The organism is Cellulomonas olei, assembly GCF_039548315.1.
Taxonomy (GTDB): domain Bacteria; phylum Actinomycetota; class Actinomycetes; order Actinomycetales; family Cellulomonadaceae; genus Cellulomonas.
In genome coordinates this window covers 76873-102460 of the sequence record NZ_JBCLVN010000024.1, presented here as the reverse complement: position 1 = coordinate 102460, position 25588 = coordinate 76873, and the positions used below count along the sequence as shown (strand labels likewise).

Sequence of the window (25588 nt, the reverse complement as noted above, 5' to 3'; positions counted from 1 at the left end):
ACCGCTGAAAGCATCTAAGCGGGAAGCCTGCTTCAAGATGAGGTTTCCACGGGTCTTCGGACCTGAGAGGCTCCCGGCTAGACCACCGGGTAGATAGGCCGGATGTGGAAGAGGGGACGCAAGACCCTCGCAGCTGACCGGTACTAATAAGCCGACAACTTCACCACTCATACTTGTGCTACGCGTCCACTGTGCGGTTCTCGAACCACGAACACGCACCCACCCGGGTCTTGCCGGTGGGGTGTCCCGTGTTGACAGTTCGACAGAGTTACGGCGGTCATAGCGAAGGGGAAACGCCCGGTCCCATTCCGAACCCGGAAGCTAAGCCCTTCAGCGCCGATGGTACTGCACTCGCCAGGGTGTGGGAGAGTAGGACGCCGCCGGACATCATTCAGAAGAAGCCACCCCATCGCTGGGGTGGCTTCTTCTGTTTCCCCACCCGACATGAACGCCCGCGTGAGGCGACGCGAACGCACGCGCACCCGCGCGCAATCGTGGGACCGCGCGTTCCTGATCCGCGCACGCACCGCACGGCGAGAGCCCGCAGGCCGGTCCGTCACACGCAGGACCGTTGTCGCTCTCAGGTCCGCTCGCGCCGGCATGTCCGATTGAGTGCCCAGGGTCCCTCGGTCGTGCGCAGGTCTGCGCCGTCGCCCATCGGCTCGTCCTGGGCGCGCAGGTCCGTCTGGACCCGGCAGGTCCGGTAGTGGGCACTGTGGTCCGCTCGAGCCAGCAGCTCCGCACTCCCGCGTCGCAAGTCCGGCGCGCCCGGCGGATCGCTCGCGGTCCTCGCACGTGCCGTCTCGACATTGCAGTTGTCGTGGGGTTCACGACTCGCAACCCCGCAGTTGCAGCAACCTCGACGGGCGGCCCCGGCTCGCGAGCGCGGGGTCCTGCGGTGGACGCTGGCCGGGCCTGTTGCCGGACAGGCTCGCACTGATCGCAGGCAGGGGGATGCTGGCGTGGGCGTGGGCGCGGTCGCGCGAGCTGATTCCGCTGCGTCCTACGGAGTGCTTGTCGCGGCTCGGGCCCGCGTGGGGTCGGTCAGCCGGCCCAGGGGCGCCGGCGGTTCAGGCGGGGACGAGGTAGAGCACCCCGAGCGGCGGGACCCGCAGGGTCGCCGAGAACGCCCGCCCGTGGTGCGGTTCCGGACGCGCCTGCACCTGCCCGAGGTTGCCCACCCCGGAGCCGCCGTACTCCTCGGCGTCGGTGTTGATGGCCTCGACCCACGTGCCGCCCTGGGGCAGCGCGAGGCGGTAGTCCTCGTGCGGGACGCCGGCGAAGTTCACGACGACGGCGACGACGCCGCCGCGGTCGTCGCGGCGCAGGTAGGCCAGCACGTTGCGGTCCGCGTCGTTGGCGTCGATCCACTCGAACCCCTGCGGGGAGTGGTCGAGCGCCCACATCGCCGGGTGGGACCGGTAGAACGCGTTGAGGTCCCGCACGCACGCCTGGACGCCGCGGTGCGGAGCGTGGTCGAGCAGGTACCAGTCGAGCGAGCGCGACTCGGCCCACTCGGTGCCCTGCGCGAACTCGGTGCCCATGAACACGAGCTGCTTGCCGGGGTGGGACCACTGGTAGCCCAGGAGGGCGCGGACGCCGGCGCGCTGCTGCCAGTCGTCACCGGGCATCTTGCGCATGACGGAGCCCTTGCCGTGCACCACCTCGTCGTGGCTGATCGGCAGGACGAACTGCTCGGAGAACGCATACACGAGCGAGAACGTCGCCTCGTGGTGGTGGTAGCGACGGTTGATCGGCAGCTCGGCGAGGTAGCGGAGCGTGTCGTTCATCCAGCCCATGTTCCACTTCAGGCCGAACCCGAGCCCACCGCCGGACGTGGGCGTGGTGACGCCGGGCCACGCGGTGGACTCCTCGGCGATCATGACGACCCCGGGGGTGCGGCGGTAGGCGGTGGCGTTGGCCTCCTGGAGGAACGCGATGGCCTCGAGGTTCTCGCGGCCGCCGTGCACGTTCGGGCGCCACTGGCCGGGCTCGCGGGAGTAGTCGAGGTAGAGCATGGAGGCGACGGCGTCGACCCGCAGGCCGTCGACGTGGAACTCCTCGAGCCAGTACGTGGCGTTGGCGACGAGGAAGTTGCGGACCTCGTTGCGTCCGAAGTCGAAGACGTAGGTGCCCCAGTCGGGCTGCTCGCCGCGCATCGGGTCGGGGTGCTCGTACAGGGGTGTGCCGTCGAAGCGCGCGAGCGCCCACTCGTCCTTGGGGAAGTGGGCGGGCACCCAGTCGAGGATCACGCCGACGCCGGCGCGGTGCAGCGTGTCGACGAGGTACCGGAAGTCGTCGGGGTGGCCGAAGCGGGAGGTGGGGGCGTAGTAGGAGGACACCTGGTAGCCCCAGGAGCCTCCGAACGGGTGCTCGGACACCGGGAGGAACTCGACGTGGGTGAAGCCGAGCTCCAGCACGTACTCGGTGAGCTGGGCGGCGAGGTCGCGGTACGACAGGCCCTGCCGCCACGAGCCCAGGTGCACCTCGTAGATGCTCATGGGCCCGTTGTGCGGGTCGCGGGAGCCCCGGGCGCCCAGCCAGTCCTCGTCGCGCCAGGCGAACGCCGACTCGACGACGACGGAGGCGGTCGCGGGCGGGACCTCCGTGCCCTTGGCGAGCGGGTCGGCCTTCTGCCGCCAGCCGCCGTCGGCGCCGAGGATCTCGAACTTGTAGCGCGCGCCCGCTCCGACGCCCGGCACGAAGATCTCCCACACGCCGGACTCACCGAGCGAGCGCATCGCGTGCGTGGCGCCCTGCCAGTGGTTGAAGTCGCCGATGACGCGGACGGCGCGCGCGTTCGGCGCCCAGACGGCGAAGGCGGTGCCCTCCACGTCGCCCAGCGCGCCGGGGTAGCGGTGCACGTTCGCGCCGAGGACGGTCCACAGCTGCTCGTGCCGGCCCTCGCGGATGAGGTGGCGGTCGAGCTCCTGGACGGTCGGCAGGTAGCGGTACGGGTCGTCGACGCGCGTGGTGCGGTCGCCGTAGGTCACGTCGACGCGGTAGTCGACGACGTCGGACTCCGGCAGCACCGCCACCCAGATGCCGTCCTGCTCGTGCTCGGCGGGCGTGCTGCCCGTCGCGGTGACGACGACGACGGCGTCGGCGAGCGGGCGCAGCGTCCGCACCACCAGGCCGCTCGGCGTGAGGTGCGCGCCGAGCACGGCGTGCGGGTCGTGGTGGGTCCCGGAGGCCACGGCGTGCAGCGTGCCGGGGTCGACGGTGACGGGCGACGTGTCAGCAGCCGGACGTTCCATGTGCCTACCCAACCACCCCCGGGGCGTTCCCGCAGGGAGACCTCGTGCCCGCGGGGACGCGCCGTCGTCAGCCGATGAGCCGCTCGACGGCGTGCAGCGGGATCGGCAGCCAGTCGGGGCGGTTTCGGGCCTCGTACACGGCCTCGTAGAGCGCCTTGTCGAGCTCGAGGACGCGCAGCAGGTGCGCGCGCGTGCCGGGGTCGAGGTCCTGCGTCTGGCTCGAGTAGCCCGCGAGGAACGCGGTGCGCGCGACCTCCGTCCACGCCTGCGGCCCGCCCCCGACGGCGGCGGCGTAGTCGAACGACCGGAGCATGCCGGCGGCGTCCCGCAGCGCCAGGTCGGGGCGGGTGCGCTGGGCGACGGGGGCGAGCGGCTCGCCCTCGAAGTCGAGCACGTACCAGGTGCCGTCGCCCCGCAGCACCTGCCCGAGGTGCAGGTCGCCGTGGACGCGCTGCCGCGGCGGCACCTCGGCCAGCAGCCGGGTGCGCCCGGCGAGCGCCTCGACCTGCGTCTCGAACGCGTCCAGCTGCGGCACGACGCCGCGCGCCCAGCCGTAGCGCTCGACGAGGGCGTCCGCGACGGCGGCCCCGGCCGTGGCGGCGGCACCGGCCGTGGCGGCGTCCAGGTCCGGGGCCGGGGCGGGCAGCGCCCGGGCGAGCGCACGGTGCATCTGGCCGACCACCACGCCGAGCTCCTCGGCGAGCGGTCCGAACGACTCGCCGCGCCGCGCCATCGCGCACGCGAGCTCGAAGCCGTCCGTCGCGCCGGGCACGAACGCACTGAGCACCCCCAGGTGCCCGTGCGCCGTGCGGTCGCCGTCCTGCCACTCGGCGCCCATCCAGGCGAGGGGGCGGGGCACGTGCGGCCAGCCCGAGGCCGCGAGGGCGCGCGGCACGTCGACGTCCGGGTTGTCGCCGTCGGACAGCCCGCGGAACACCTTGAGCATGGCGGTGGTGCCGCCCGGACCGGCGCCGGGCAGGATCACCGAGGTGTTGGACTGCTCGCCGGAGATGACGCGCGGCACCCCGAGTGCCGCCGCCGGCACCGCGTCGACGTCCGCCGGCCGGTCGGCCGCGGCGAGCCACGCGCGCTCGAACTCGGGCAGCCCCGCGGCGTCGAGCACGGCCGTGCCGTCCGGCAGGTGCCCCACCACGGCGGGGTCGTCCCCTCGGCCGTCCGGGCGCCCGGGGCCGTCGCCGGCCGCCGTGCCGGGCCGCAGCACCACCGGCACCTGCAGCACCGCGCCCGAGCCGCCGCCCTCGGCGCGCAGCAGCAGCAGCCGCACCTCGACGCTCCCGGCGGCGTCCTCGGGGTCGCGCAGGCTCAGCCCGCCGACCGCCGACACCCGCGCGTCCGCCCCCTTCACGGGGAACCAGCGCCGCCCCGGCAGCCAGGGCGCGAGCAGTGCGGCCAGCGCGTCGTCGCGGGGTTCGTGGGTCACCCGTCGGTCGGTCACTGCTCCGTCACCGCCAGCCAGTAGAAGTCGCGGGATCCGAGCGTGAAGGTCGTGGTCCCGTCCGCGCCGACGCCGGGGAACGCGGCGCCCCCGAAGACGTCGCGCAGCCCCGCGCCGGCGAGCGACGCGGGCAGGTGCAGGGTCGTGGCCCGGGCGGTCGCGGCGAGGTTCGCCACGACCAGCAGGGTCTCGGTCGGCGTGCGGCGCAGGAACGCCAGGACGGCGTCGTTGTCGCCGCCCACCACCTCGAACGTCCCGAGGCCCAGGGCGGGGTGCTGCCGGCGGACGGCCAGCATGCCCCGGACCCAGTGCAGCAGCGACGTCGTCTGCGCGAGCTGCGCCTCGACGTTGACGTTGTTGTAGTGGTGGACGAGCGACTGGATGACCGGCAGGTACAGCTTGCCGGGGTCGGCCGTCGAGAAGCCGGAGTTGCGGTCGGGCGTCCACTGCATCGGCGTGCGCACGGCGTCGCGGTCGGGCAGCCAGATGTTGTCGCCCATGCCGATCTCGTCGCCGTAGTAGAGGCACGGGCTGCCCGGCAGGGACAGCAGCAGGGCGTGCGCGAGCTCGATCTCCTTGCGGGAGTCGTCGAGCAGCGGCGCCAGGCGGCGGCGGATGCCGATGTTGGCGCGCATCCGGGAGTCCGGGGCGTACCAGCCGTACATGGACGCGCGCTCCTCGGTGGAGACCATCTCGAGCGTGAGCTCGTCGTGGTTGCGCAGGAACGTGCTCCACTGGCCGGCGCCGGGGATCGGCGGGGTGTCGGCCAGGATGTCGACGACGGGCGTCGCCCGCTGGTCCCGCATCGAGTAGAAGATCCGGGGCATCACCGGGAAGTGGAAGCACATGTGGCACTCCGGCTCCTCCTCGGTGCCGAAGTAGTGCACGACGTCCTCGGGCCACTGGTTGGCCTCGGCGAGCATGATCCGGCCGGGGAACTCGCGGTCGATCATCGCGCGCAGGTCCCGCAGGAACCGGTGCGTCTCGGGCAGGTTCTCGCAGTTCGTGCCGTCCCGCTCGTACAGGTACGGGACCGCGTCGAGCCGGAACCCGTCCACGCCGAGCCGCAGCCAGAACCGCGCGACGTCGTGCATGGCCTCGACCACACGCGGGTTGTCGAAGTTCAGGTCGGGCTGGTGGCTGAAGAACCGGTGCCAGAAGTACTGCCGCCGCACGGGGTCGAACGTCCAGTTGGACGTCTCGGTGTCGACGAAGATGATCCGCGCGTCCTGGTACCGGGTGGGGTCGTCGGACCAGACGTAGAAGTCGCCGTAGGGCCCGTCCGGGTCGGAGCGCGAGGCCTGGAACCACGGGTGCTGGTCGGACGAGTGGTTCATGACGAGGTCGACGATCACCCGCATCCCGCGCTCGTGCGCCGCCGCGACCAGGTCCGTGAAGTCCTCGATCGAGCCGTACTGCGGGGCGACCGCGGTGTAGTCGGACACGTCGTAGCCGCCGTCGCGCAGCGGTGACGGGTAGAACGGCGGCAGCCACAGGCAGTCGACGCCGAGCCACTGCAGGTAGTCGAGCCGCTGGATGAGCCCGCGCAGGTCCCCGCTGCCCGTGCCGTCGGAGTCGGAGAACGACCGGATCATGACCTCGTAGAACACCGCGGTGCGGTACCACTCGGGGTCGGGTCGCAGGCCGCCGCCCTCCGTGGGCGGCACGGCGGGCTGACGGCGCGGGGGCAGCGCGGTCGCGGCGATCTGCCCGGTGGGCGGCGCGTGGCCGGCGGTCGGCCCGGGCGTCGCGGACCCGGTGGCGGCGACCGCCGTGGGGACGGCCCCGGTCGGCCCGGCCGGGGTCACACCCGCTCCACCCGGACGACGTGCGCCACGCGGCTGTACGGGTCGAGCCGGACCCACGGGTGGGCGTCCCAGGCGTAGACCTCCTGGGACAGCACGTCGTGGGCGACGAAGCGCGCGTCCGGCTCGAGGCCGAGCGCGGCCAGGTCGAGGTCCACCACGCCGTCGTGCGCGGAGCGCGGGTCGAGGTTCACGACGACCAGGACGGTGTCGGCCGCCCCCGTCGGCGACAGCTCCGCCGGCAGGTGCCGCGAGAACGCGACGAGCGCCGGGTCCGACGTCGGGTGCACCGTGAGGTTGCGCAGCTGCAGCAGCGCGGGGTGCGCGCGGCGGATCGCGTTGAGGGACCGCAGCAGGCGCGCGATGCCGAGCGGCTCGGCCGCGGCCCAGTCACGGGGCTTGAACTCGTACTTCTCGTTGTCGATCTGCTCCTCGACGCCCGGCCGCGGCACGTCCTCGACCAGCTCGTAGCCGGAGTAGATGCCCCAGGTGGGGGAGCCGAGCGCCGCGAGGACCGCCCGCACGGCGAACCCGGCCGCGCCGCCCGTCTGCATGTACGGCGTGAGGATGTCGTGCGTGGTGGGCCAGAACGACGGCCGCATCCACGATCCCTGCTCGCCGGAGACCTCCGCGAGGTACTCGGCGACCTCCTCCTTGGTGTTCCGCCAGGTGAAGTACGTGTACGACTGGTGGAACCCGACGCGCGCGAGGTTGAGCATCATCGCCGGCCGCGTGAACGCCTCCGACAGGAACACGACCTCCGGGTGCGACGCGCGCACGTCCGCGAGGATCCGCTGCCAGAACGACAGCGGCTTGGTGTGCGGGTTGTCCACGCGGAACGCCGTCACCCCGTGGTCGATCCAGACCTGCAGCACCCGGCGGATCTCGGCGTAGATGCCCTCCGGGTCGTTGTCGAAGTTCAGGGGGTAGATGTCCTGGTACTTCTTGGGCGGGTTCTCGGCGTACGCGATGGTCCCGTCGATGCGCGTGGTGAACCACTCGGGGTGCTCGGTGACCCACGGGTGGTCGGGGGAGCACTGCAGCGCGAGGTCGAGCGCGACCTCCAGCCCCAGCTCCCGGGCGCGGGCGACGAAGGCGTCGAAGTCGTCGAACGTGCCGAGCGAGGGGTCGATCGCGTCGTGCCCGCCGTCCGGGGAGCCGATCGCGTACGGCGAGCCGGGATCGCCCGGGCGCGCGTCGAGGGTGTTGTTGCGGCCCTTGCGGTGCGTCGTGCCGATCGGGTGGATCGGCGTCAGGTACACGACGTCGAAGCCCAGGTCGGCGATGCGCGGCAGGTCCTCCGCGGCGGTGCGCAGCGTCCCCGTGCTCCACGTCCCGGTCGCCTCGTCGTACGTCGCGCCGATCGAGCGGGGGAAGATCTCGTACCACGCGCCGGCCAGCGCCAGGGGGCGGTCGACGACGAGCGGGTAGGTCGGGGACGGGCTCACGAGCTCGCGCAGCGGGTGGGCGGCGAGCGCGGACCGGACCTCCTGCGCGGTCCCCGCGGCGAGCCGGGCCGCCGCGGGCCGGGTCTCGTCGCGCAGCGCGGTCACGGCGTCCCGCAGCAGCGCCACGTCGTCCGTGGGGAGCGCGGCGCCCGCGTCGTCGGACGCCCGGGACGCCGCGCGCTCCAGCAGCCGCGCGCCCTCCTCGAGCACCAGCTCGACGTCCACGCCGGCGCCGACCTTCAGCGGCGCGTCGTGCAGCCACGTGCCGTACGGGTCCGACCAGCCCTCGACCCGGAACCCCCAGGCGCCCGGCTCGTCGGGCACGAGGCGGGCCTCGTAGCGGTCCAGCCCCGGGGCGATGTCGACCATCGTCGCCCGTGCGCGGTCCCGGCCGTCGGGCCCGACCAGCACGGCGGTGGCCGCGCACGCGTCGTGGCCCTCGCGGAACACCGTGGCCCGGACGGGGACGGCCTCGCCGACGACGGCCTTCGCGGGCCAGCGCCCGGCCTCCGCGACGGGGGACACGTCGACGACGGGGATCCGACCCACCGGCGCGTGCACCGGGTCGGCCGTCGTGACCGGGGCCGCCGGCGCGGCGTGGGCCGCCGCGGTGGTGGCGGTCGCCGGGGCGGCGTGCGCCGCGGTCCCGGGCTGCTCGGCGGGCACCAGCTCGGCCTGGGCGGGGGTCTGGCGCGCGCGGGCGCGGCGCGGCGCGGGCCGGCGCGGCGGGGGAGTCGACGTCACGGTTCCGAACCTATCCACTGGGGTGGCCGCCCGGCATCCGGACGGCCCGACGTGCCGCCATCCGCAGCTGGTGGGACCGAGGTGCTGTTCCGACGGCCCCGCCCCTGCGTACGCTCGTGCACCGTGAGAGCCATCCGCCGATTCACCGTCCGCACGTCGCTGCCTGCCGAGCTCGCCGACCTGGACGAGCTCGCCCACAACCTGCGCTGGTCCTGGCACGCGCCGACCCGCGACCTGTTCGCCCGCATCGACCCGGCGCTCTGGGACGAGGTGCACGGGGACCCCGTGGCCCTGCTCGGCGCGCTGCGTCCCGAGCGGCTCGCGGAGCTCGCCGCGGACCCGGACGTGGTGGCGGCCGTCCGCGCCGCCACGGCGGACCTGCACGAGTACCTCGAGGCGCCGCGCTGGTACCAGCGCCGCCAGGCCTCCGACCCCTCGCTGCCCGCGGCCATCGCCTACTTCTCGCCGGAGTTCGGCATCACCGCGGTGCTGCCGCAGTACTCGGGCGGTCTCGGCATCCTCGCCGGGGACCACCTGAAGAGCGCGTCCGACCTGGGCGTGCCGATCGTCGGGGTGGGCCTGCTGTACGGCGCGGGCTACTTCAAGCAGGCGCTGACGCGCGACGGCTGGCAGGTCGAGACCTACCCGCTGCTCGACCCGGACGGCATGCCGCTGACCCTGGTGCGCGAGCACGACGGCACGCCCGCCGTCGTCACCATCCCGCTGCCGGGCGGCCGGACGCTGCACGCGCACGTCTGGACGGCGACCGTCGGCCGGGTGCCGCTGCTGCTGCTCGACTCCGACGTGCCCGAGAACGACGAGGCCGCTCGCAAGGTCACCGACCGGCTGTACGGCGGGGGCGGCGAGCACCGGCTGCAGCAGGAGCTGCTGCTCGGCGTCGGCGGCGTGCGCGCGCTGCGGCTGTGGTCCCGGCTGACCGGCGCTCCGGAGCCGGAGGTCTACCACACCAACGAGGGGCACGCCGGGTTCCTCGGGGTCGAGCGGATCCGGGAGCTCGTCGGCGGCGCTGGCCTGGGCTTCGACGAGGCGCTGGAGGCCGTGCGGGCCGCCACCGTGTTCACCACGCACACCCCCGTGCCCGCCGGGATCGACCGGTTCCAGGCGTCCCTCGTGGAGCAGTACTTCGGCGGGGCGAACGAGGCGCCGGGCGTCCCGGTGGAGCGGGTGCTGGCGCTGGGCGCCGAGGACTACCCCGGCGGCGACCCGCTCATGTTCAACATGGCCGTGATGGGCCTGCGCCTCGGCGGGCGCGCCAACGGCGTCTCGCTGCTGCACGGCGAGGTCTCCCGCGGCATGTTCAACGGCCTGTGGCCGGGCTTCGACGACGTGGAGGTGCCGATCACCTCCGTGACCAACGGCGTCCACGCGCCGACCTGGGTGGACCGCCGGCTGTCCGACCTCGCGGCCGAGAGGCTCACCGGCGACGAGATCGCGTCGGGCACCGGGTGGCTCACCGACGCGATCGGCGACGCCGAGCTGTGGGAGCTGCGGCGCACGCTGCGGGCCTCGCTGGTCGCGGACGCCCGGCGCCGGGTGCGCGGGTCGTGGGCCCGGCGGGGCGCGTCCCCGGCCGAGCTGGGCTGGGTCGACGACGTGCTGTCGCCCGACGTGCTGACCATCGGGTTCGCGCGGCGCGTGCCGACGTACAAGCGCCTCACGCTCATGCTGCGCGACCCCGAGCGGCTGCGCGCCCTGCTCACGCACCCGGAGCGCCCGGTGCAGCTCGTCATCGCCGGCAAGTCGCACCCCGCCGACGACCAGGGCAAGCGCCTCATCCAGCAGCTCGTCCGGTTCGCCGACGAGGCCGGCGTCCGCCACCGCATCGTGTTCCTGCCGAACTACGACATCGCGATGGCGCAGACGCTGTACCCGGGCTGCGACGTGTGGCTGAACAACCCGCTGCGCCCGCTCGAGGCGTGCGGCACCTCCGGCATGAAGGCGGCGCTCAACGGCGGCCTCAACCTGTCCATCCTCGACGGGTGGTGGGACGAGTGGTACGACGGCGAGAACGGCTGGGCGATCCCGACGGCCGACGGCGTCGAGGACCCGGACCGCCGCGACGACCTCGAGGCCGCCGCCCTGTACGAGCTCATCGAGCACCAGGTGGCGCCGCGGTTCTACGACCGGGACGAGCGGGGGCTGCCGCTGCGCTGGCTGGAGATGGTCCGGCACACGCTCGCCACGCTCGGCCCGAAGGTCCAGGCGACGCGCATGGTGGCGGACTACGTCGAGCGCCTCTACGCCCCGGCGACGGTGGCCGGGCGCGAGCTCGCCGGCGACGCCGCGTTCACGGGGGCCCGCGAGCTGGCCGCCTGGAAGGGCCGCGTGCGGGCCGGCTGGCAGCACGTCCGCGTCGACCACGTCGAGTCCGGCGGCGTCGGCGAGGTGCCGCAGGTCGGCGACGCCCTGCACGTCAAGGCGTACGTGTCGCTCGGCGACCTCGCGCCCGAGGACGTCGAGGTGCAGGTCGTGCACGGCAAGGTCACGGAGTCGGACGAGCTGCACGGCTTCACGGTCGACCCGCTCGCGCTCGCGGAGAGGTACGAGGGCGGGCGGTACGCGTTCGCGGGCGACGTGCTGCTCGACGCGTCCGGCCCGTTCGGGTACAGCGTGCGCGTCGTCCCGCGGCACCCGGGCCTCGCGTCCGTCGCCGAGGTCGGCCTGGTCGCGAACGCCGGCTGACGCGACCGGCCCGCACCGCCGAGGAGCCCCCGCCCGCAGGACCGGGCGGGGGGCTCCCCGGGCGTCAGGCCACGTAGACCCGCAGGCTGAGCGGCTCGACGACCACCCGCGTCCCCGACTCGCGGTGCAGGACGCCGTCGACCGCGGCGGTCCGGACCTCGTCGGGGTGCTCCCAGGTCGAGTCCCAGGCGAGCTCCCACAGCGTGGGCCGGTCGTCGGCGAGCACCACGTCGACCGGGTCGAGCGAGCCGTTCACCACCACGAGCACGGTGTCGCCCTCCGCCGCCCGCAGCATCTGCAGCGTGCGCAGGTCGCCGTCGTGCCACCGCTCGTGGGTGAACGCCACCCCGCCCGGGTCGAACCACGTGAGGTCCGGGCGGGCGCCCGAGGGTGCCCGCCCGGTGAAGAACCGGGTGCTGCGCAGCGCCGGGTGCGCGTGCCGCAGCGCCGTCAGGTGGCGCGCGGTCGCCAGGAGGTCGCGTCGCCAGGGGGCGAGGTCCCAGGACACCCAGGACAGGTCCGAGTCCTGGCAGTACGCGTTGTTGTTGCCGCGCTGCGTCCGGCCCATCTCGTCGCCCGCGGTGATCATCGGCGTCCCCGCGGCGAGCAGCAGCGTCGCCAGCAGGTTGCGCAGCGAGCGCCGGCGCAGCGGCACGATGTCGGAGGCCACGGAGTCGGGGCCGACGCGGCCCTCGACCCCGTGGTTCCACGACCGGTTGTCGTCCGAGCCGTCGCGGTTCTGCTCGCCGTTCGCCTCGTTGTGCTTGTGCTCGTAGGCGACGAGGTCGGCGAGCGTGAAGCCGTCGTGGGCGGTCACGTAGTTGACCGACGCCTGCGGCCCGCGCACCAGCGGCGGGTCGGTGTGGCCGAACAGGTCGACGGAGCCCGCGAGCCGCGTGGCGAGGTCCCGCACCCGGTGCTCCGGCAGGCCGTGCGCGGCGCGCGCCGGGTCCGCGAGCCAGAACGAGCGCACGGAGTTGCGGAACTTGTCGTTCCACTCGGCGAAAGGCGGCGGGAACTGCCCGGTGCGCCAGCCGCCGGGGCCGACGTCCCAGGGCTCGGCGACGAGCTTGAGGCCGTGCAGCGCCGGGTCGGTGGCGGCCGCCACGAGGAACGGGTGGTCCGGGTCGAAGCCGCCGTGCCCGCGACCGAGCGTGACCGCCAGGTCGAACCGGAAGCCGTCGACCCCGACCTCCTGCGCCCAGTACCGCAGCGAGTCCAGCGTCAGCCGGATCACCTCGGGGCGGCGGAAGTCGAGCGTGTTGCCGGTGCCCGTCACGTCCGCCAGGGCCGCCGGCCGGCCGCCGTCGTGCAGGTAGTAGACCGCGGAGTCCAGGCCGCGCAGCGACAGGTGCTGGCCGGTGAGCCCGCCCTCGCAGGTGTGGTTGTACACGACGTCGAGCAGCACCTCGATGCCCGCCTCGTGCAGGGCGTGCACGGCGCCGCGCAGCTCGTCGAGCACCGCGGCGGGACCCGCCGCCCGCGCCGCGGCGGTGGCGTACGGGGCGTGCGGGGCGAAGAAGCCCAGCGTGCTGTAGCCCCAGTAGTTCGTCAGGCCCTTGTCGACCAGGTGCGGCTCGGAGGAGGACGCGTGCACCGGCAGCAGCTCCAGCGCCGTGACGCCGAGCGCCCGCAGGTGCCCCACGACCGCCGGGTGCCCGAGCGCGGCGTACGTGCCGCGCAGGTGCGGCGGCAGGTCCGGGTGCCGCAGCGTCAGCCCGCGCACGTGCGCCTCGTAGACCACGGTGTCCGCCCACGGCGTGTACGGGCGGTTGGCCGCCGGGTCGACGGCGTCGCCGGCCCCGCGGTGGCCGGGCCGGCGGTCCAGCACGACGCCGTGCGGGACGTGGGCGACGGAGTCGCGGGGGTCGGCGGGGCCGTACGGGTCGCCGCGCAGGGCGTCGTCGACCTCGTGGCCGTACGTGGCCGGGCCGTGGTCGACCTCCCCGGCCAGCCCGGTGGCGTACGGGTCCACCAGCAGCTTCGCGGGGTTGTACCGGAGCCCCGCCTCCGGGTCCCACGGACCGTGCGCGCGCAGGCCGTAGCGCTGCCCGGGACGCAGGCCGGGCACCCGGGCGGAGAAGACGCCGAGGTCCGGGCCCGTCAGGGGGACGCGCCGCTCCGCCCAGCCCGACGGCGACGACGGGTCGGGGTCGAGGAGGCAGAGCTCCACCGCCTCGGCGTGGGGTGCGAGCACCGCCACGTCGGCGCCGTCGTCCGTGACGTGCACGCCGAGACGCGGCGGCGGGCCGGCTGTCGGGCGGTCGGGGGAGTGCACCACGTCCCCATTGTGGCGCGCCCGGGCCGCGGACCTGCGCAGCCGCCGGGTGAGGTGGCCGCGCGGGCGCCGTCGCCGCGGGCCGTGCCCCTGCGCCGCGGCCCGCGCCGGGCGGGTAACGTTCCGGAGGTGAGAATCGTGGTGTGCGTCAAGCACGTGCCCGACATCCAGTCCGAGCGAGCCCTCGGCCCCGACGGCCGGCTCGTGCGCGACGGCGGTGACGGCACGCTGAACGAGCTGGACGAGAACGCGGTCGAGGCCGCCGTCGTCCTGGCGGAGCAGGCGCGCGACGCCGGCGGGGACGCCGAGGTCGTCGTCGTGACCGCCGGCCCGGACGACGCCGAGGACGCCGTGCGACGCGGCCTCCAGCTCGGGGCGGACGCCGCGGTGCACGTCCTGGACGACGCGGTCGCCGGGTCGGACGCGATCGGCACCGCGACCGTGCTGGCCGCGGCCGTCCGTCACCTCGGGGAGGCCGACCTGGTCGTCACCGGCATGGCGGGCCTCGACGGTCTCACCTCGCTGCTGCCGGCAGCGCTGGCGGACCTGCTGGACCTCCCGCAGCTCACGCTCGCGTCGTCGGTGGCGCTCGCGGACGGCACCGTCACGGTGCGCCGGGACCTGGACCACGCCACGGAGGTGCTCGAGGCGCCCCTGCCGGCGCTGGTGTCGGTCACCGACCGGGCGAACGAGCCCCGCTACCCGAACTTCCAGGCGATCATGGCCGCCCGCAAGAAGCCGGTGACGGTGCTGACCCTCGCCGACCTGGGGGTCGACCCCGCGACGGTCGGGTCCGCCGGCGCCCGCACGGAGGTCGTCGAGGCCGCGCCCCGGCCGCCCCGCACGGACCGCGTCCTGGTGACGGACGACGGCGAGGCCGGCCGGCACCTGGCCGCCTGGCTGCTGGAGCGCGACCTGGTCCGCACGACGCCCGCGACGGGGGAGGTCCTCTGATGGCCACGGTGCTGGTGCTGCTCGACCACGCGGACACGGGCGCGCTGCGGGGCAGCGTGCTGGAGCTCGCGACGGCGGCGCGGGAGCTCGCCGGCCCGGGCGGGGCCGTGCACGGCGTGTGGGTCGGGGACGAGCCGCTCGACCCCGCCCTGCCGGTGCTCGGCCGGCACGGGGTGTCGGTGGTGCACGCCGTCACCACGGGCGACGCCGACCCGCTGCTCACGCCTGTGCTCGCCGAGGCCGTCGCGGACGTCGTCCGAGCGGCCGGCGCGACGGTGCTGCTCGCGCTCTCGACGTTCGAGAACAAGGAGGCCGCCGCCCGCGTCGCCCTCGCGACCGGAGCGGGCGTCGTGACGGACGCCGCGGCGGTCGAGCGGGACGCCGCCGGTCGCGTCGTCGCGGCGAAGACCGTGCTGGCCGGGACGTGGACGACGCGCTGCGCCGTGCTCACCGAGGTGGCCGTCGTGCTGCTCAAGGCCGGCGCGGTCGTCTCCTCGCACGTCGAGGACGAGGCGCCGCTCGCGCCCGAGGTCCGCCCCCGCAGCGTGGCGGTGACCGACCGCGCCACCCGCGTGCGCGTCGTCGAGCGCACCGCGCAGGCACCCTCCGACCGCCCCGACCTGTCGTCCGCGGACGTCGTCGTCGTGGGCGGGCGGGGGACGGGCGGGGACTTCGGCCCGCTGGAGGCGCTGGCGGACGAGGTCGGCGCGGCGGTCGGCGCCACGCGCGTCGCCACGGACGAGGGCTGGATCGGGCACGAGGCGCAGATCGGGCAGACCGGCGTCACGGTCTCCCCGCGGCTGTACCTCGGCTTCGGGGTGTCCGGAGCCGTCCACCACCGCGGCGGCATGCAGGCGTCCGGCACGGTCGTGGCCGTCAACGAGGACCCGGAGGCGCCGATCTTCGAGATCGCCGACTACGGCGTCGTCGGGGACCTGTTCCAGGTGGTGCCGCAGCTCACCGAGGAGCTGCGCCGGCTCCGCCGGGGCTGAGGCCGGGGGCCTACGCCAGCGCGCGCAGCCACTCCACGGCCGCGCGGGCCTGGGCGCCCTGGAACCGCCGCAGGTTGGGGATGCCGACCGGGGCCGGCTGGAGCGCGGAGTGCGCGAAGTAGCCGGACAGCCCGGCGACCACGGCGCGCAGCCGCTCCGGGTCGACCCCGGCCGCCACGGGGCGCGACCAGAAGATCTCCTGGGGCGACCCGCCGCCCTGCATCGCGACGCTCGGGAGCATGAACGCCAGGTCCAGCCACGGTGCCCCCGTGCCGGCGTGCGGCCAGTCGATGAGCGAGACCCGTCCGCCGTCGTGGTCGTGGTCGACCAGGACGTTGTCCGCGCGCAGGTCGCCGTGCACCAGGGCGCTCCCGGCGCACGCCGCCAGGGCGTCCCGCTCCCACGCGACGAGCAGGTCCAGGTGCCCGAGCAGCCACGGCCCCGCCTCGCCGGCCGTCGCGACGAGCCGGTCCAGCTCGTCCGCCGGGCGCTCGGCGATCCGCTCCCAGCCGGTGAAGTCGCCCGCGAGCATCTCGGCGGTCGGGCGCAGCTCGTGACCCGGCAGCGGCTCGCACTCCGCCAGCGTGTCGAGCGCCCGCAGCACGACCTCGAGCTCGTCGGACCGCCACGGCAGCAGCGGCGGCCGCCCCGGCGCGACCTCGAAGCCCAGCAGCACCCACTCGCCGTCGTCGCCGGACCACAGCAGCCGGGGCGCGGGGACGTGCGGCGGCAGCGCGGCGGCGGCCCGCACCTCCGCCCGCGCCAGCTCCGGCGACTCGGGGTTCTGCTCGGGCGAGACCGCCTTGACGAACACCCCCCGGCCGTCGGCCAGCTCCAGCACCGCGGCGAACCCCGGGCTGAAGCCGGTGGTCGCACTGGTCTCGGCGGTGACCTGGGCGCCGGCGAGCTCCTGGATGCGGCTGCGGACCCCCCGGGGGAGGTCGCGCCAGTCCAGGCGCTGGCCGCTGAAGGCCAGTGGAGGCGTCGTCGCGTCGTGACTCACGCGCACATCCTGCCAAAGGGGTTCGTAGACTCGTGCGGGTGAGCGCGTATCTGGACCACGCGGCCACGACGCCCGTGCTCCCGGAGGCGGCCGCCGTCCTGGTCGAGCACCTGTCCCGCACCGGCAACCCGTCGTCGCTGCACGCCGCCGGGCGGGCGGCGCGCCGCGTCGTCGAGGAGTCCCGCGAGCGCCTCGCCGCGGCCCTGGGGGCCCGGCCGAGCGAGGTGCTGCTGACAGGTGGCGGCACCGAGGCGGACAACCTCGCCGTCAAGGGGGTGTTCTGGGCGCGCACCGCGCAGGACCCCGCGCGGCGTCGGGTGCTGGTGTCGGCCGTGGAGCACCACGCGGTGCTCGACCCCGCGTTCTGGCTCGCCGAGCACGCGGGTGCGGAGATCGTGCTGCTGCCCGTGGACGACGAGGGACGCGTGCGGCTCGACGTGCTGCGCGACGATCTCGCCGAGCACGGCGACGCGACCGCGCTGGTCTCGGTGATGTGGGCGAACAACGAGGTCGGGACGCTGCAGCCGCTCGCCGACGTGGTCGCGCTGGCGCACGCCCACGGCGTGCCGGTGCACGCGGACGCCGTGCAGGCCGTCGGCCAGGTGCCGGTGGACTTCGCGGCGTCGGGCCTCGACGCCCTGACCGTCTCGGGTCACAAGGTCGGGGGCCCGGTGGGCGTCGGCGCCCTGCTCGCCCGCCGGGACCTGGGTCTCGTGCCGGTGCTGCACGGCGGCGGGCAGGAGCGCGGCGTGCGGTCCGGGTCGCTCGACGTCCCCGCCATCGCCGCGTTCGCGGTCGCGGTGGAGCGCGCGGTGGCCGCGCGGCCGGAGACGGCCGCGCGTCTCGGAGCGCTGCGCGACGCGCTCGTCGCCGGTGTGCGCGAGGCCGTGCCCGGCGCGGTGCTGCGCGGTCCGGTCGACGCCGCCGGACGGCTGCCCGCGAACGCGCACTTCACCTTCCCGGGCTGCGAGGGCGACTCGCTGCTCTACCTGCTCGACAGCGCGGGCGTCGAGTGCTCCACCGGCTCGGCGTGCCAGGCCGGCGTGCCGCAGCCGAGCCACGTCCTGCTGGCGATGGGCCTGGAGGAGGGCGACGCCCGCGGGGCCCTGCGGTTCAGCCTCGGGTGGCCGTCGACCCGCGCCGACGTGGACGCGCTGCTCGCGGCGCTGCCGGGCGCGGTCGAGCGGGCGCAGGCCGCGGGCCTGGCGGGCCGGCCGCGGGCGGGGGTCGCCTGATGCGGGTGCTCGCCGCGCTCTCCGGCGGTGTGGACTCGGCGGTGGCCGCGGCGCGCGCGGTCGACGCCGGCCACGAGGTCGTCGGCGTCCACATGGCGCTCTCCCGTGACCGCGCGCAGCTGCGCAGCGGATCGCGCGGCTGCTGCTCGATCGAGGACGCGGGCGACGCCCGGCGCGCCGCCGACGTCCTGGGCATCCCGTACTACGTGTGGGACCTGTCCGAGCGGTTCGAGGACACGGTCGTGGCGGACTTCCTCGCCGAGTACGAGGCCGGGCGGACGCCGAACCCGTGCGTGCGGTGCAACGAGCACATCAAGTTCGACGCGCTGCTCGACAAGGCGCTCGCGCTCGGCTTCGACGCGGTCTGCACCGGCCACTACGCCCGCGCGGAGCGTGACGGGGACGGCACGCCGGTGCTGCGGCGCGCGGCCGACCGGGCGAAGGACCAGTCGTACGTGCTGGCCGTCATGGGGCCGCAGCGCCTGTCCCGCGCGCTGTTCCCGCTCGGGGACGCGCCGTCGAAGGACGCGGTGCGCGCCGAGGCGGCCGCGCGCGGCCTGGGCATGTCGGCCAAGCCCGACTCCTACGACATCTGCTTCGTCGCGGACGGCGACACCCAGGGGTTCCTGCGGTCCCGGCTCGGGTCGCGCCCTGGGGAGGTCGTCGACGTGGACGGTGCCGTGCTCGGGCAGCACGACGGGGCGTACGGGTACACGGTCGGCCAGCGCAAGGGACTGCGGCTCGGGCGGCCCGCCCCCGACGGCCGGCCGCGGTACGTCCTGGCGATCGAGCCGGTGAGCAACCGCGTGGTCGTCGGCGGGGCCGAGGACCTGTCCGTCGCCGCGCTCGACGCGGTCGACGCGGTCTGGTTCGGCGACGCCCCCGCGGCGTGGACGGCGTGCACGCTGCAGGTCCGCGCGCACGGCGAGGGTGTGCCCGCGCGGGTGCGGGCGGTGGACGGGGGCGCGCAGGTGCAGGTCGAGGGGACGCTGCGCGGTGTCGCGCCCGGGCAGTCCGCGGTGCTCTACGGCGGCGCGGACGGCGACCGGGTGCTCGGGCAGGCGACCGTCGACCGGGCGCACCGCGCGGTCCCGGCACGCGCGGTCCCGGCCGGGGGGCGCGCGTGACGGCGGTCAGCAGCACCGGTGCGTGGCCCGGGACCGACCCCCTCGAGGCGCAGCAGACCGTCCTCGGCGACCTCGCGGACCTGCCGGACGGCGTCACGGGCCTGCCGTGGACCGTGCGGCTCGGCGAGCGGGGGCCCTACGGGACCGCGGCCGCGCAGGCGCTCGGGCTGCTGGTCGACCTGCCCGCCGACCTCGGGCCGCACGGCTGGCGGCTCGCCGACCGTCCCGGGGCCGACGCGACCCGGCTCGCCGCCGCCCGCCGTGAGGACCTCGACGCGCTCGCGGTCGCCGCCCACGGCTGGTCCGGCCCGCTGGTCGTCCCCGTGTGCGGACCGCTCACGCTGGCGGCCTCCGTCTACCTCGCGCGCGGCGACCGGGCGGTCGGCGACCACGGCGCCCTCGAGGAGATCGCCGAGTCGCTCGCCGCCGGCACGGCGGAGCACCTCGCGGCGGTGGTGCGGGCCGTCCCCGGCGCGCGACCCACGGTGCTGCTGCACGAGCCGCTGCTCGCCCCCGTGGTCGCCGGGGTCCTGCCGTCGTTCTCCGGGTACTCCCGGCTGCGTGCGGTGCCCGCGCCGGTGGTCTCCGAGCGGCTGTCCCGCGTCGTGGGGGTCCTGCGCGCGGCCGGCGCCGACCGCGTCGTCGTGCACGTCGGCCCCGGCGCGGCGGTGCTCGGGGCGGCGCGCGGCGCGGGGGCGGACGGCCTGGGGATCGAGACGACCGCCCTCGACGACCGGTCGTGGGAGGCCGTCGCCGAGAACGTCGAGGCCGGCGTGTCCCTGTGGGCGGGCGTCCCGCAGCCCGCGACGTCGCAGTGCGCCGGGCCCGACGTGCAGGGCGTCGCGGACGCGGTGCTGCACGGCTGGCAGCGGGTCGGGCTCGACCGCGCCGGGCTGCGCGACGTCGTGCTGCTCGCCCCCGCCGGGCCGGCCGTGCCGGGCCGCGAGGCCGTCGTCCACCCCGCGGCCGCGCGGGCGACGCTCGCCGCCGTGGCGCGGGCCGCCGCCGTCGTCGCCGAGCGGGCCGAGTCGTGAGGCGCCGCACGAGCACGGCGAGGGCCGCGCTCCTCGCGGGCGGGGCGGCGCTGGCGGTCGTCGGCCTCGTCGTGCTGCTGGTGCAGGGGATCGCGCTCGTCACCGGGACGCTGCGGACGGGGCTCGCGGACGAGGGGTCGTGCGTCGCCGCGGCCACCGCCGGCGAGGACGGCGCCGAGATCACCACGTCGCTGCTGCCGCCGCGCTCCGCGTGCACCTGGACCGTCGGCGGGCGCCAGCAGGAGACCGTGCTGGCGGAGGGCTCGGCCCCCGCGGTGACCGCGGCGGTCGTGGCGACGGCGGTGGGGGTGACGCTGGTGCTCGGGACCGCCGGCGTGGCGCTGGCACGCCGGCGGCGGGGCGTGCCGCCCGCCTGACGGGCGAGGTGCGTGCCGCCCGCCTGCCCGGCGGCCGTGCGTGCCCTCCCGTCGGAGGCTCCGCACGTGGATCGGTGGTGCCCGCGTGCCGTCGAGGTGGTCTGCGGAGCCCTCCGTCCCCTCGTGGGAGCCTCCGACGGGAGCGGCGTGGGGGTGCGCGGGGACCAGGGGTGGGCGGGATCGTGCGGGCGCTACGCATCGGTGTGTGGACGGGCGGCGGGTGCCCCCGGGAGCGTCGGTCGGGTGGAAGGCGAGCTGCAGCGCGTGGTCGGACGCAACGTCCGCAGGATCCGGTCCCAGCGGGGCGTGAGCCAGGAGGCGCTCGCCGTCGAGCTGGACGTGCACCGCACGTACATGGGCGCCGTCGAGCGGGGCGAGCGCAACCTCACGCTCCGCACGGTCGAGCGGCTCGCCGCCGGGCTCGGTGTCGTGCCGTCCGAGCTGCTCCGCGACCCGGCTCCTCGCTGACCCCGGGGCCGGTTCGCCGGGACTGGCGCCGCCCTCGGGCCCGGTCCTGCACCGGGCACGGGCCGGCCGACACCGGTCTCTCGCCGGCTGCCACTGCCCCCGTGCCCGGCCTCGCATCGGCCGCGACCGCCGCCCGCGCCCCCGTCCTCCCACGGACTGTGCGTCCCGGCGGTCCAGGGTGGTGCCGCCCGACCTCCCGTGTGCTACTCATGAGTCTGTAGACGCAGAAGTAGCGAGACCCGGACCGTGGTCGGGTGGAAGGCGAGCTGCAGCGTGTCGTGGGTGAGCAGGTCCGTCGCGTGCGGGCGGAGCGTGGTCTGAGCCAGGAGGCGCTCGCCGACGCGCTCGGCGTGCACCGCACGTACCTGGGCGCGGTCGAGCGGGGCGAGCGCAACCTCACCCTGCGGACCGTCGAGCGGCTCGCGGACCGGCTCGCCGTGGACGTGCGCGACCTGCTGGACCCCGCCGGGCGGTGATCCGGACGTCCCCTGTGGACGACCGGCCTCCCGTGTCAGTACCCCCGCCCATGGTGGACACCACCCGCGGGGGAGCAGTCCCGGACCCCTCGCGACACGAGCGGAGGAGGAGCCGTGGGAACGACGCAGGACAGGCCCGGCAGGACGGTGGCGGGCGGCTGCCCGCCGTGGTGCGTGGTGCTGCACGAGGACGACGACGAGGGCGCGACGCGCCGGCACGCGAGCGCCTCGCTGTCCGTGCCGGTGCGCGAGCTGCGGGCCGGAGGTGACGAGTCCCCTCCGCTGTTCGGCGAGCTCGACCCGGACGACGGGCACGGGGAGCGCACCGCGACGACGGACCTGGCGGTGTGCCTCCACCGGCGTGACGGGGCGCCCACGACGTGGCTCTACGCGGGCGACGGGACGGACCAGGTCCTCGAGCTGACGGTCGAGTCCTGGCACCGGCTGGTGCCGGCGCTGGACCGACTCCTCGACCTCGCGAGGGCCTGATGCCCGCCCGCGTGCGTGTCGGCACCGGGAGGCATGATGTGCCGGTGGACGCGACACGAGCCGAGACGACGACGCCCGACGACACCGGCCTGGACGAGCCGGCGGCCCGCCGCCTCTGGTCCGAGCTGGCCGACCGGGTCCGCGACCTGCAGTTCGCCTACTACGTGCGTGACGAGCCCCTGGCCAGCGACGCGGAGTACGACGCGACCCTGCGGCGCCTCGAGGCGCTCGAGGACGCCTACCAGGGTCTCGGCTTGCGCACGCCGGACTCCCCGACGCAGCGCGTCGGGGGAACCTTCTCGACGGACTTCCGGGCGGTCGACCACGTCGAGCGGATGCTGTCGCTCGACAACGCGTTCTCGGCGGAGGACGTCGCGGCGTGGGCCGAGCGCGTGCACCGCGACCTCGAGATCCCGGCGGACGCGGGGCTGCAGTACCTGACGGAGCTCAAGATCGACGGCCTCGCGATCGCGCTGCTCTACGAGCGGGCCGGCGACGGCCCGGCCCGGCTCGTGCGGGCGGCGACGCGCGGCGACGGGCGCACCGGTGAGGACGTCACGCTCAACGTCCGCACCATCGCCGCGATCCCGGAGACCCTCGCGGGCGACCCCGCCACGCACCCCGAGCAGATCGAGGTGCGCGGCGAGGTGTTCCTGCCCGTCGAGGCGTTCGAGCGGCTCAACGCGGCGCAGGTCGCGGCCGGCCGCTCCCCGTTCGCGAACCCCCGCAACGCCGCCGCGGGGTCGTTGCGTCAGAAGGACCCCCGGGTGACGGCGTCCCGGCCGCTGCAGGTGTACGCGCACGGCATCGGCGCCCTGCGGTGGGGGACGGGCAGGGGTGCGGGCCTCGAGCGGCAGTCGCAGGTGTACGACCTGCTGGCGGGGTGGGGCGTCCCGGTGTCGCCGCACAGCCGGGTGGTCGAGGGCCTGGCCGGCGTGCAGGAGATGATCGACCACTACGGCGAGCACCGGCACGAGGTCGAGCACGAGATCGACGGCATCGTCATCAAGGTCGACGAGCTCGCGCTCCAGCGCCGGCTCGGCGCGACCAGCCGCGCCCCGCGCTGGGCGATCGCCTACAAGTACCCGCCGGAGGAGGTCAACACCCGCCTGCTCGCGATCGAGGTGAACGTCGGCCGCACCGGCCGCGTCACGCCCTACGCGGTGATGGAGCCGGTCCGCGTGTCCGGCTCGACGGTCGCGATGGCGACGCTGCACAACAAGGACGTCGTCGCCGCGAAGGGCGTCCGGCCCGGGGACGTGGTCGTGCTGCGCAAGGCCGGCGACGTCATCCCCGAGATCGTCGGGCCGGTGACCGCGCTCGCGGACGACGGGTACCCGCGGACCGACTGGACGATGCCGACGCGGTGCCCCGAGTGCGGCTCGCTCCTGCGTCCGATGCGGGAGGGGGACGTCGACCTGCGCTGCCCGAACGCCCGCACCTGCCCGGCGCAGGTACGCGGCCGCGTCGAGCACATCGGCTCGCGCGGTGCCCTCGACATCGAGGCGCTCGGCGAGGTCACCGCGGCCGCCCTCACCCAGCCCGAGGTCCCCTCGCCGCCGCCGGTCGTGAACGAGGCGGACCTCTTCGACCTCGTGGCCTGGCCCGCGGATGCCACGGAGACCGAGCGCGAACGGGTGCGCGAGCGCAGCTTCGCCCTGCTGAAGCAGGTCGAGGTGGTCGTGCGCGACCCCGACTCCGGCGAGCCGCGGGTCGACGACGACGGCGTCGTGCGTCGTCGCACCCCGTTCCGGCGCCGGGTGACGCACAGCGCGCGGGCCCGGCGCGAGGCCGAGGCGCGCGGGGAGGTGCTGCCGGAGCACGAGGACGTGCCGTCCGAGCAGGCCAAGAAGCTGCTGGACGAGCTGGACGCCGCCAAGACCAAGCCGTTCTGGCGCGTGCTCGTCGGGCTGAGCATCCGCAACGTCGGTCCGACGGCTGCGCGCGCGATCGCGCAGCGGTTCGGGTCGATGGCCGCGCTCGAGGAGGCGCTCGCCGACGCCGAGCAGGCGCGCGAGACGCTGTCGGCGGTCGAGGGCGTCGGCCCGACCATCGCGGACTCGATCGTCGACTGGTTCGCCGAGGACTGGCACGCCGAGATCGTGCGGCGGTGGCGGGCGGCCGGTGTCGTCATGGCCGACCAGGCGGACGCGTCGGTCCCGCGCACCCTCGAGGGGCTCACGGTCGTCGTCACGGGCAGCCTCGAGGGGTTCAGCCGGGACCAGGCGAAGGAGGCCGTGCTCAGCCGCGGCGGCAAGGCGTCGGGCAGCGTCTCCAAGAAGACGGACTTCGTCGTCGTGGGGGACAACGCGGGGTCGAAGGAGGCGAAGGCGCGTGAGCTCGGTCTGCGCATCCTCGACGAGGCCGGGTTCGTCACGCTGCTGGCCGAGGGACCCGCGGGCCTGCCGGGCGCCGACGACGCCGACGGCTCTGGCGGCGCCGACGCGCCCCCGGGAGCGGAACCCCCGGGGACCCCGGCGGACGCGTCGGACGACGCGTGACCGGCGGGGTGCGGGTGCGCGTCGCCCGCCCGGAGGACCTGGACCAGGCCGGCGCCCTGACCGCGGAGGCGTACCACGCCGACGGCCTGCTCGACGACGACGGTGGCTACGCGACGGAGCTGCGTGACGCCGGCCGGCGCGCGCGGGAGGCGGTCCTGCTGGTCGCGACCGTCCCGGGTGCGGGCGGCGCCCAGGACGTCGTGGTCGGGACGGTCACGCTCGCGCCCGCCGGGACCTCGTACGCGGAGGTCGCCGAGCCGGGCGAGCTGGAGCTGCGGATGCTCGCGGTCGCGCCGGAGGCCAGACGCCGGGGCGTGGCGGAGCGGCTCACGACCGCCGCGCTGCGTGAGGCGGTCGCCCGGCGGGCCCGGGGCGTCGTGCTCTCGACGCTCGAGCCGATGGTGACGGCGCGACGGCTGTACGAACGGCTCGGCTTCGTGGCCGCCCCAGCGCGCGACTGGGGCCACGAGGGAGTCGCCCTGCACGTCCTGACGTGGACACCGCCCGCCGCGCCGGGGGTGATGGTCGAGTCCGCGACGTGGGTGCCGGCGACCGTGGAGACCGTCGAGGGCTGGCGGCTCGGGTTCTCCGGCGGCTTCACGCGGCGCGCCAACAGCGTCCTGCCGCTGGGCCGGCCTGCGGACCTCGGCGCCACGCTCGACGCGGTGGAGGCCCGCTACGACGCGGTCGGCCTGCCGACGGTCGTGCGCGTCTGCGCGGCGGCGCCCGCGGGCCTGGAGGAGACGCTGGGTTCGCGTGGCTACGCGCCGGTCGCCGCCACGGACGTGCTGGTGCGCGACGTCGAGCTCCCGCCCCCGGTGCCGCCCCACCCGGGCGTGCGGGTGGTGGTCTCCGAGCACGTCGACGGCCCGTGGCTGGACGGCTGGCTCGGGGTGAAGGCGGGTGGCGCGACCGCCGACGCGACCACCGCCCGGCAGGTGCTGGCCGCGACGCCGGCGCGCTACCTCGCGGCGGTGGGGGAGGACCGCAGGACGCTGGGGGTGCTGCGGGCGGCGTTCGCCGAGGACTGGGTGGGCCTGTCCTGCCTGGTGGTGGCGCCGGAGGCGAGACGTCGGGGCATCGGGCGGCTGCTCACCCGGGCGGCACTGGCCGCGGCGGCCGGCGCGGGAGCCCGGCGGGCGTTCCTGCAGGTGGAGGTGAGCAACGCCGGAGCGGCGGACCTCTACGCCGCCGAGGGGTTCCGACCCGCCGAGCGGTACGCCTACTGGCAGCGCTGACGC

General features: G+C 75.6%; 18 protein-coding genes and 2 rRNA genes. 14 read left to right on the top strand and 6 right to left on the bottom strand.

From position 1 onward, the window contains the following. Nucleotides 1–167 (top strand): 23S ribosomal RNA (locus AAHH18_RS09380); the annotation flags it as partial. Nucleotides 168–269: 102 nt separating this feature from the next. After that, nucleotides 270–386, top strand: a 5S ribosomal RNA gene (gene rrf, locus AAHH18_RS09375). A 684-nt stretch (nt 387–1070) separates the two neighbouring features. Here the strand turns inward: rrf and glgB are convergent. The 4 genes from glgB to AAHH18_RS09355 all read right to left on the bottom strand — a co-directional run bounded on the left by glgB (nt 1071) and on the right by AAHH18_RS09355 (nt 8527). Continuing rightward, the gene (glgB, locus tag AAHH18_RS09370) at nt 1071–3257 is read right to left on the bottom strand and encodes a 1,4-alpha-glucan branching protein GlgB (RefSeq protein ID WP_283320997.1); all 2187 of its coding nucleotides are present in this window, start codon (nt 3255–3257) and stop codon (nt 1071–1073) included. 67 nt (nt 3258–3324) lie between these two features. After that, nucleotides 3325–4698 carry a maltokinase N-terminal cap-like domain-containing protein gene (locus AAHH18_RS09365; protein ID WP_343301416.1) on the bottom strand — a complete coding sequence of 458 codons (1374 nt, stop codon included), beginning with the start codon at nt 4696–4698 and terminating at the stop codon, nt 3325–3327. A gap of 11 nt (nt 4699–4709) precedes the next feature. Continuing rightward, the gene (gene treS / locus AAHH18_RS09360; RefSeq protein WP_343301420.1) at nt 4710–6380 is read right to left on the bottom strand and encodes a maltose alpha-D-glucosyltransferase; all 1671 of its coding nucleotides are present in this window, start codon (nt 6378–6380) and stop codon (nt 4710–4712) included. A gap of 137 nt (nt 6381–6517) precedes the next feature. Continuing rightward, a complete protein-coding gene (locus tag AAHH18_RS09355; RefSeq protein ID WP_343301419.1) occupies nt 6518–8527 on the bottom strand; it encodes an alpha-1,4-glucan--maltose-1-phosphate maltosyltransferase in 2010 nt (669 codons plus the stop codon). A gap of 306 nt (nt 8528–8833) precedes the next feature. Here AAHH18_RS09355 and glgP point away from each other — a divergent pair, with 306 nt between their 5' ends. After that, the gene (glgP, locus tag AAHH18_RS09350; protein WP_283320995.1) at nt 8834–11413 is read left to right on the top strand and encodes an alpha-glucan family phosphorylase; all 2580 of its coding nucleotides are present in this window, start codon (nt 8834–8836) and stop codon (nt 11411–11413) included. 64 nt (nt 11414–11477) lie between these two features. Here glgP and glgX read toward each other — a convergent pair whose 3' ends face one another. Further along, the gene (gene glgX / locus AAHH18_RS09345; protein ID WP_283320994.1) at nt 11478–13694 is read right to left on the bottom strand and encodes a glycogen debranching protein GlgX; all 2217 of its coding nucleotides are present in this window, start codon (nt 13692–13694) and stop codon (nt 11478–11480) included. A 126-nt stretch (nt 13695–13820) separates the two neighbouring features. Here glgX and AAHH18_RS09340 point away from each other — a divergent pair, with 126 nt between their 5' ends. Then, nucleotides 13821–14645: an electron transfer flavoprotein subunit beta/FixA family protein gene (locus AAHH18_RS09340; protein ID WP_283320993.1), complete on the top strand. Its 825-nt coding sequence runs from the start codon at nt 13821–13823 to the stop codon at nt 14643–14645. Next, on the top strand, nt 14645–15637 hold the full coding sequence (locus AAHH18_RS09335) for an electron transfer flavoprotein subunit alpha/FixB family protein (RefSeq protein ID WP_283320992.1): 993 nt from the start codon (nt 14645–14647) through the stop codon (nt 15635–15637). The genes AAHH18_RS09340 and AAHH18_RS09335 overlap by 1 nt, the downstream gene beginning before the upstream one ends. Before the next feature lie 10 nt (nt 15638–15647). On the opposite strand, the gene AAHH18_RS09330 is transcribed toward AAHH18_RS09335, so the two are convergent. Then, nucleotides 15648–16640 (bottom strand): phosphotransferase family protein, encoded by a 993-nt coding sequence (locus AAHH18_RS09330; RefSeq protein WP_343301415.1) that lies wholly within the window; start codon nt 16638–16640, stop codon nt 15648–15650. 38 nt (nt 16641–16678) lie between these two features. Between AAHH18_RS09330 and AAHH18_RS09325 the strand changes: the two genes are divergently transcribed. The 9 genes from AAHH18_RS09325 (at nt 16679) to AAHH18_RS09285 (ending at nt 25585) form a co-directional block, all read left to right on the top strand. Then, entirely contained in the window at nt 16679–17875 is a 1197-nt protein-coding gene (locus AAHH18_RS09325; protein WP_343301414.1) for a cysteine desulfurase family protein, read from the top strand. After that, on the top strand, nt 17875–19002 hold the full coding sequence (gene mnmA, locus AAHH18_RS09320; protein ID WP_343301413.1) for a tRNA 2-thiouridine(34) synthase MnmA: 1128 nt from the start codon (nt 17875–17877) through the stop codon (nt 19000–19002). Before AAHH18_RS09325 ends, mnmA begins: the two co-directional genes overlap by 1 nt. Next, a complete protein-coding gene (locus AAHH18_RS09315) occupies nt 18999–20036 on the top strand; it encodes a uroporphyrinogen decarboxylase/cobalamine-independent methonine synthase family protein (protein WP_343301412.1) in 1038 nt (345 codons plus the stop codon). The genes mnmA and AAHH18_RS09315 overlap by 4 nt, the downstream gene beginning before the upstream one ends. Continuing rightward, nucleotides 20033–20413, top strand: coding sequence for a hypothetical protein (locus tag AAHH18_RS09310; protein WP_343301411.1), 381 nt, complete (start codon nt 20033–20035; stop codon nt 20411–20413). The genes AAHH18_RS09315 and AAHH18_RS09310 overlap by 4 nt, the downstream gene beginning before the upstream one ends. Nucleotides 20414–20656: 243 nt before the next feature. Continuing rightward, the gene (locus AAHH18_RS09305; RefSeq protein WP_222171732.1) at nt 20657–20881 is read left to right on the top strand and encodes a helix-turn-helix domain-containing protein; all 225 of its coding nucleotides are present in this window, start codon (nt 20657–20659) and stop codon (nt 20879–20881) included. Nucleotides 20882–21135: 254 nt separating this feature from the next. Next, nucleotides 21136–21357, top strand: a complete 222-nt coding sequence (locus tag AAHH18_RS09300) for a helix-turn-helix transcriptional regulator (protein WP_283320986.1) — start codon at nt 21136–21138, stop codon at nt 21355–21357. Nucleotides 21358–21471: 114 nt separating this feature from the next. Beyond that, nucleotides 21472–21846, top strand: coding sequence for a DUF6907 domain-containing protein (locus AAHH18_RS09295; protein ID WP_283320985.1), 375 nt, complete (start codon nt 21472–21474; stop codon nt 21844–21846). Then, complete coding sequence (gene ligA / locus AAHH18_RS09290) at nt 21846–24347, top strand: NAD-dependent DNA ligase LigA (RefSeq protein ID WP_459349107.1); 2502 nt, start codon at nt 21846–21848, stop codon at nt 24345–24347. The genes AAHH18_RS09295 and ligA overlap by 1 nt, the downstream gene beginning before the upstream one ends. Then, on the top strand, nt 24344–25585 hold the full coding sequence (locus AAHH18_RS09285) for a GNAT family N-acetyltransferase (RefSeq protein ID WP_343301410.1): 1242 nt from the start codon (nt 24344–24346) through the stop codon (nt 25583–25585). Before ligA ends, AAHH18_RS09285 begins: the two co-directional genes overlap by 4 nt. The last annotated feature ends 3 nt before the right edge of the window (nt 25586–25588 follow it).

What these genes read in the sequence shown, in the direction of transcription:
- glgB (WP_283320997.1), bottom strand. Translation starts at nt 3,257, where the DNA reads ATGGAACGTCCGGCTGCTGACACGTCGCCCGTCACCGTCGACCCCGGC.
- AAHH18_RS09335 (WP_283320992.1), top strand. Translation starts at nt 14,645, where the DNA reads ATGGCCACGGTGCTGGTGCTGCTCGACCACGCGGACACGGGCGCGCTG.
- mnmA (WP_343301413.1), top strand. Translation starts at nt 17,875, where the DNA reads ATGCGGGTGCTCGCCGCGCTCTCCGGCGGTGTGGACTCGGCGGTGGCC.
- ligA (WP_459349107.1), top strand. Translation starts at nt 21,846, where the DNA reads ATGCCCGCCCGCGTGCGTGTCGGCACCGGGAGGCATGATGTGCCGGTG.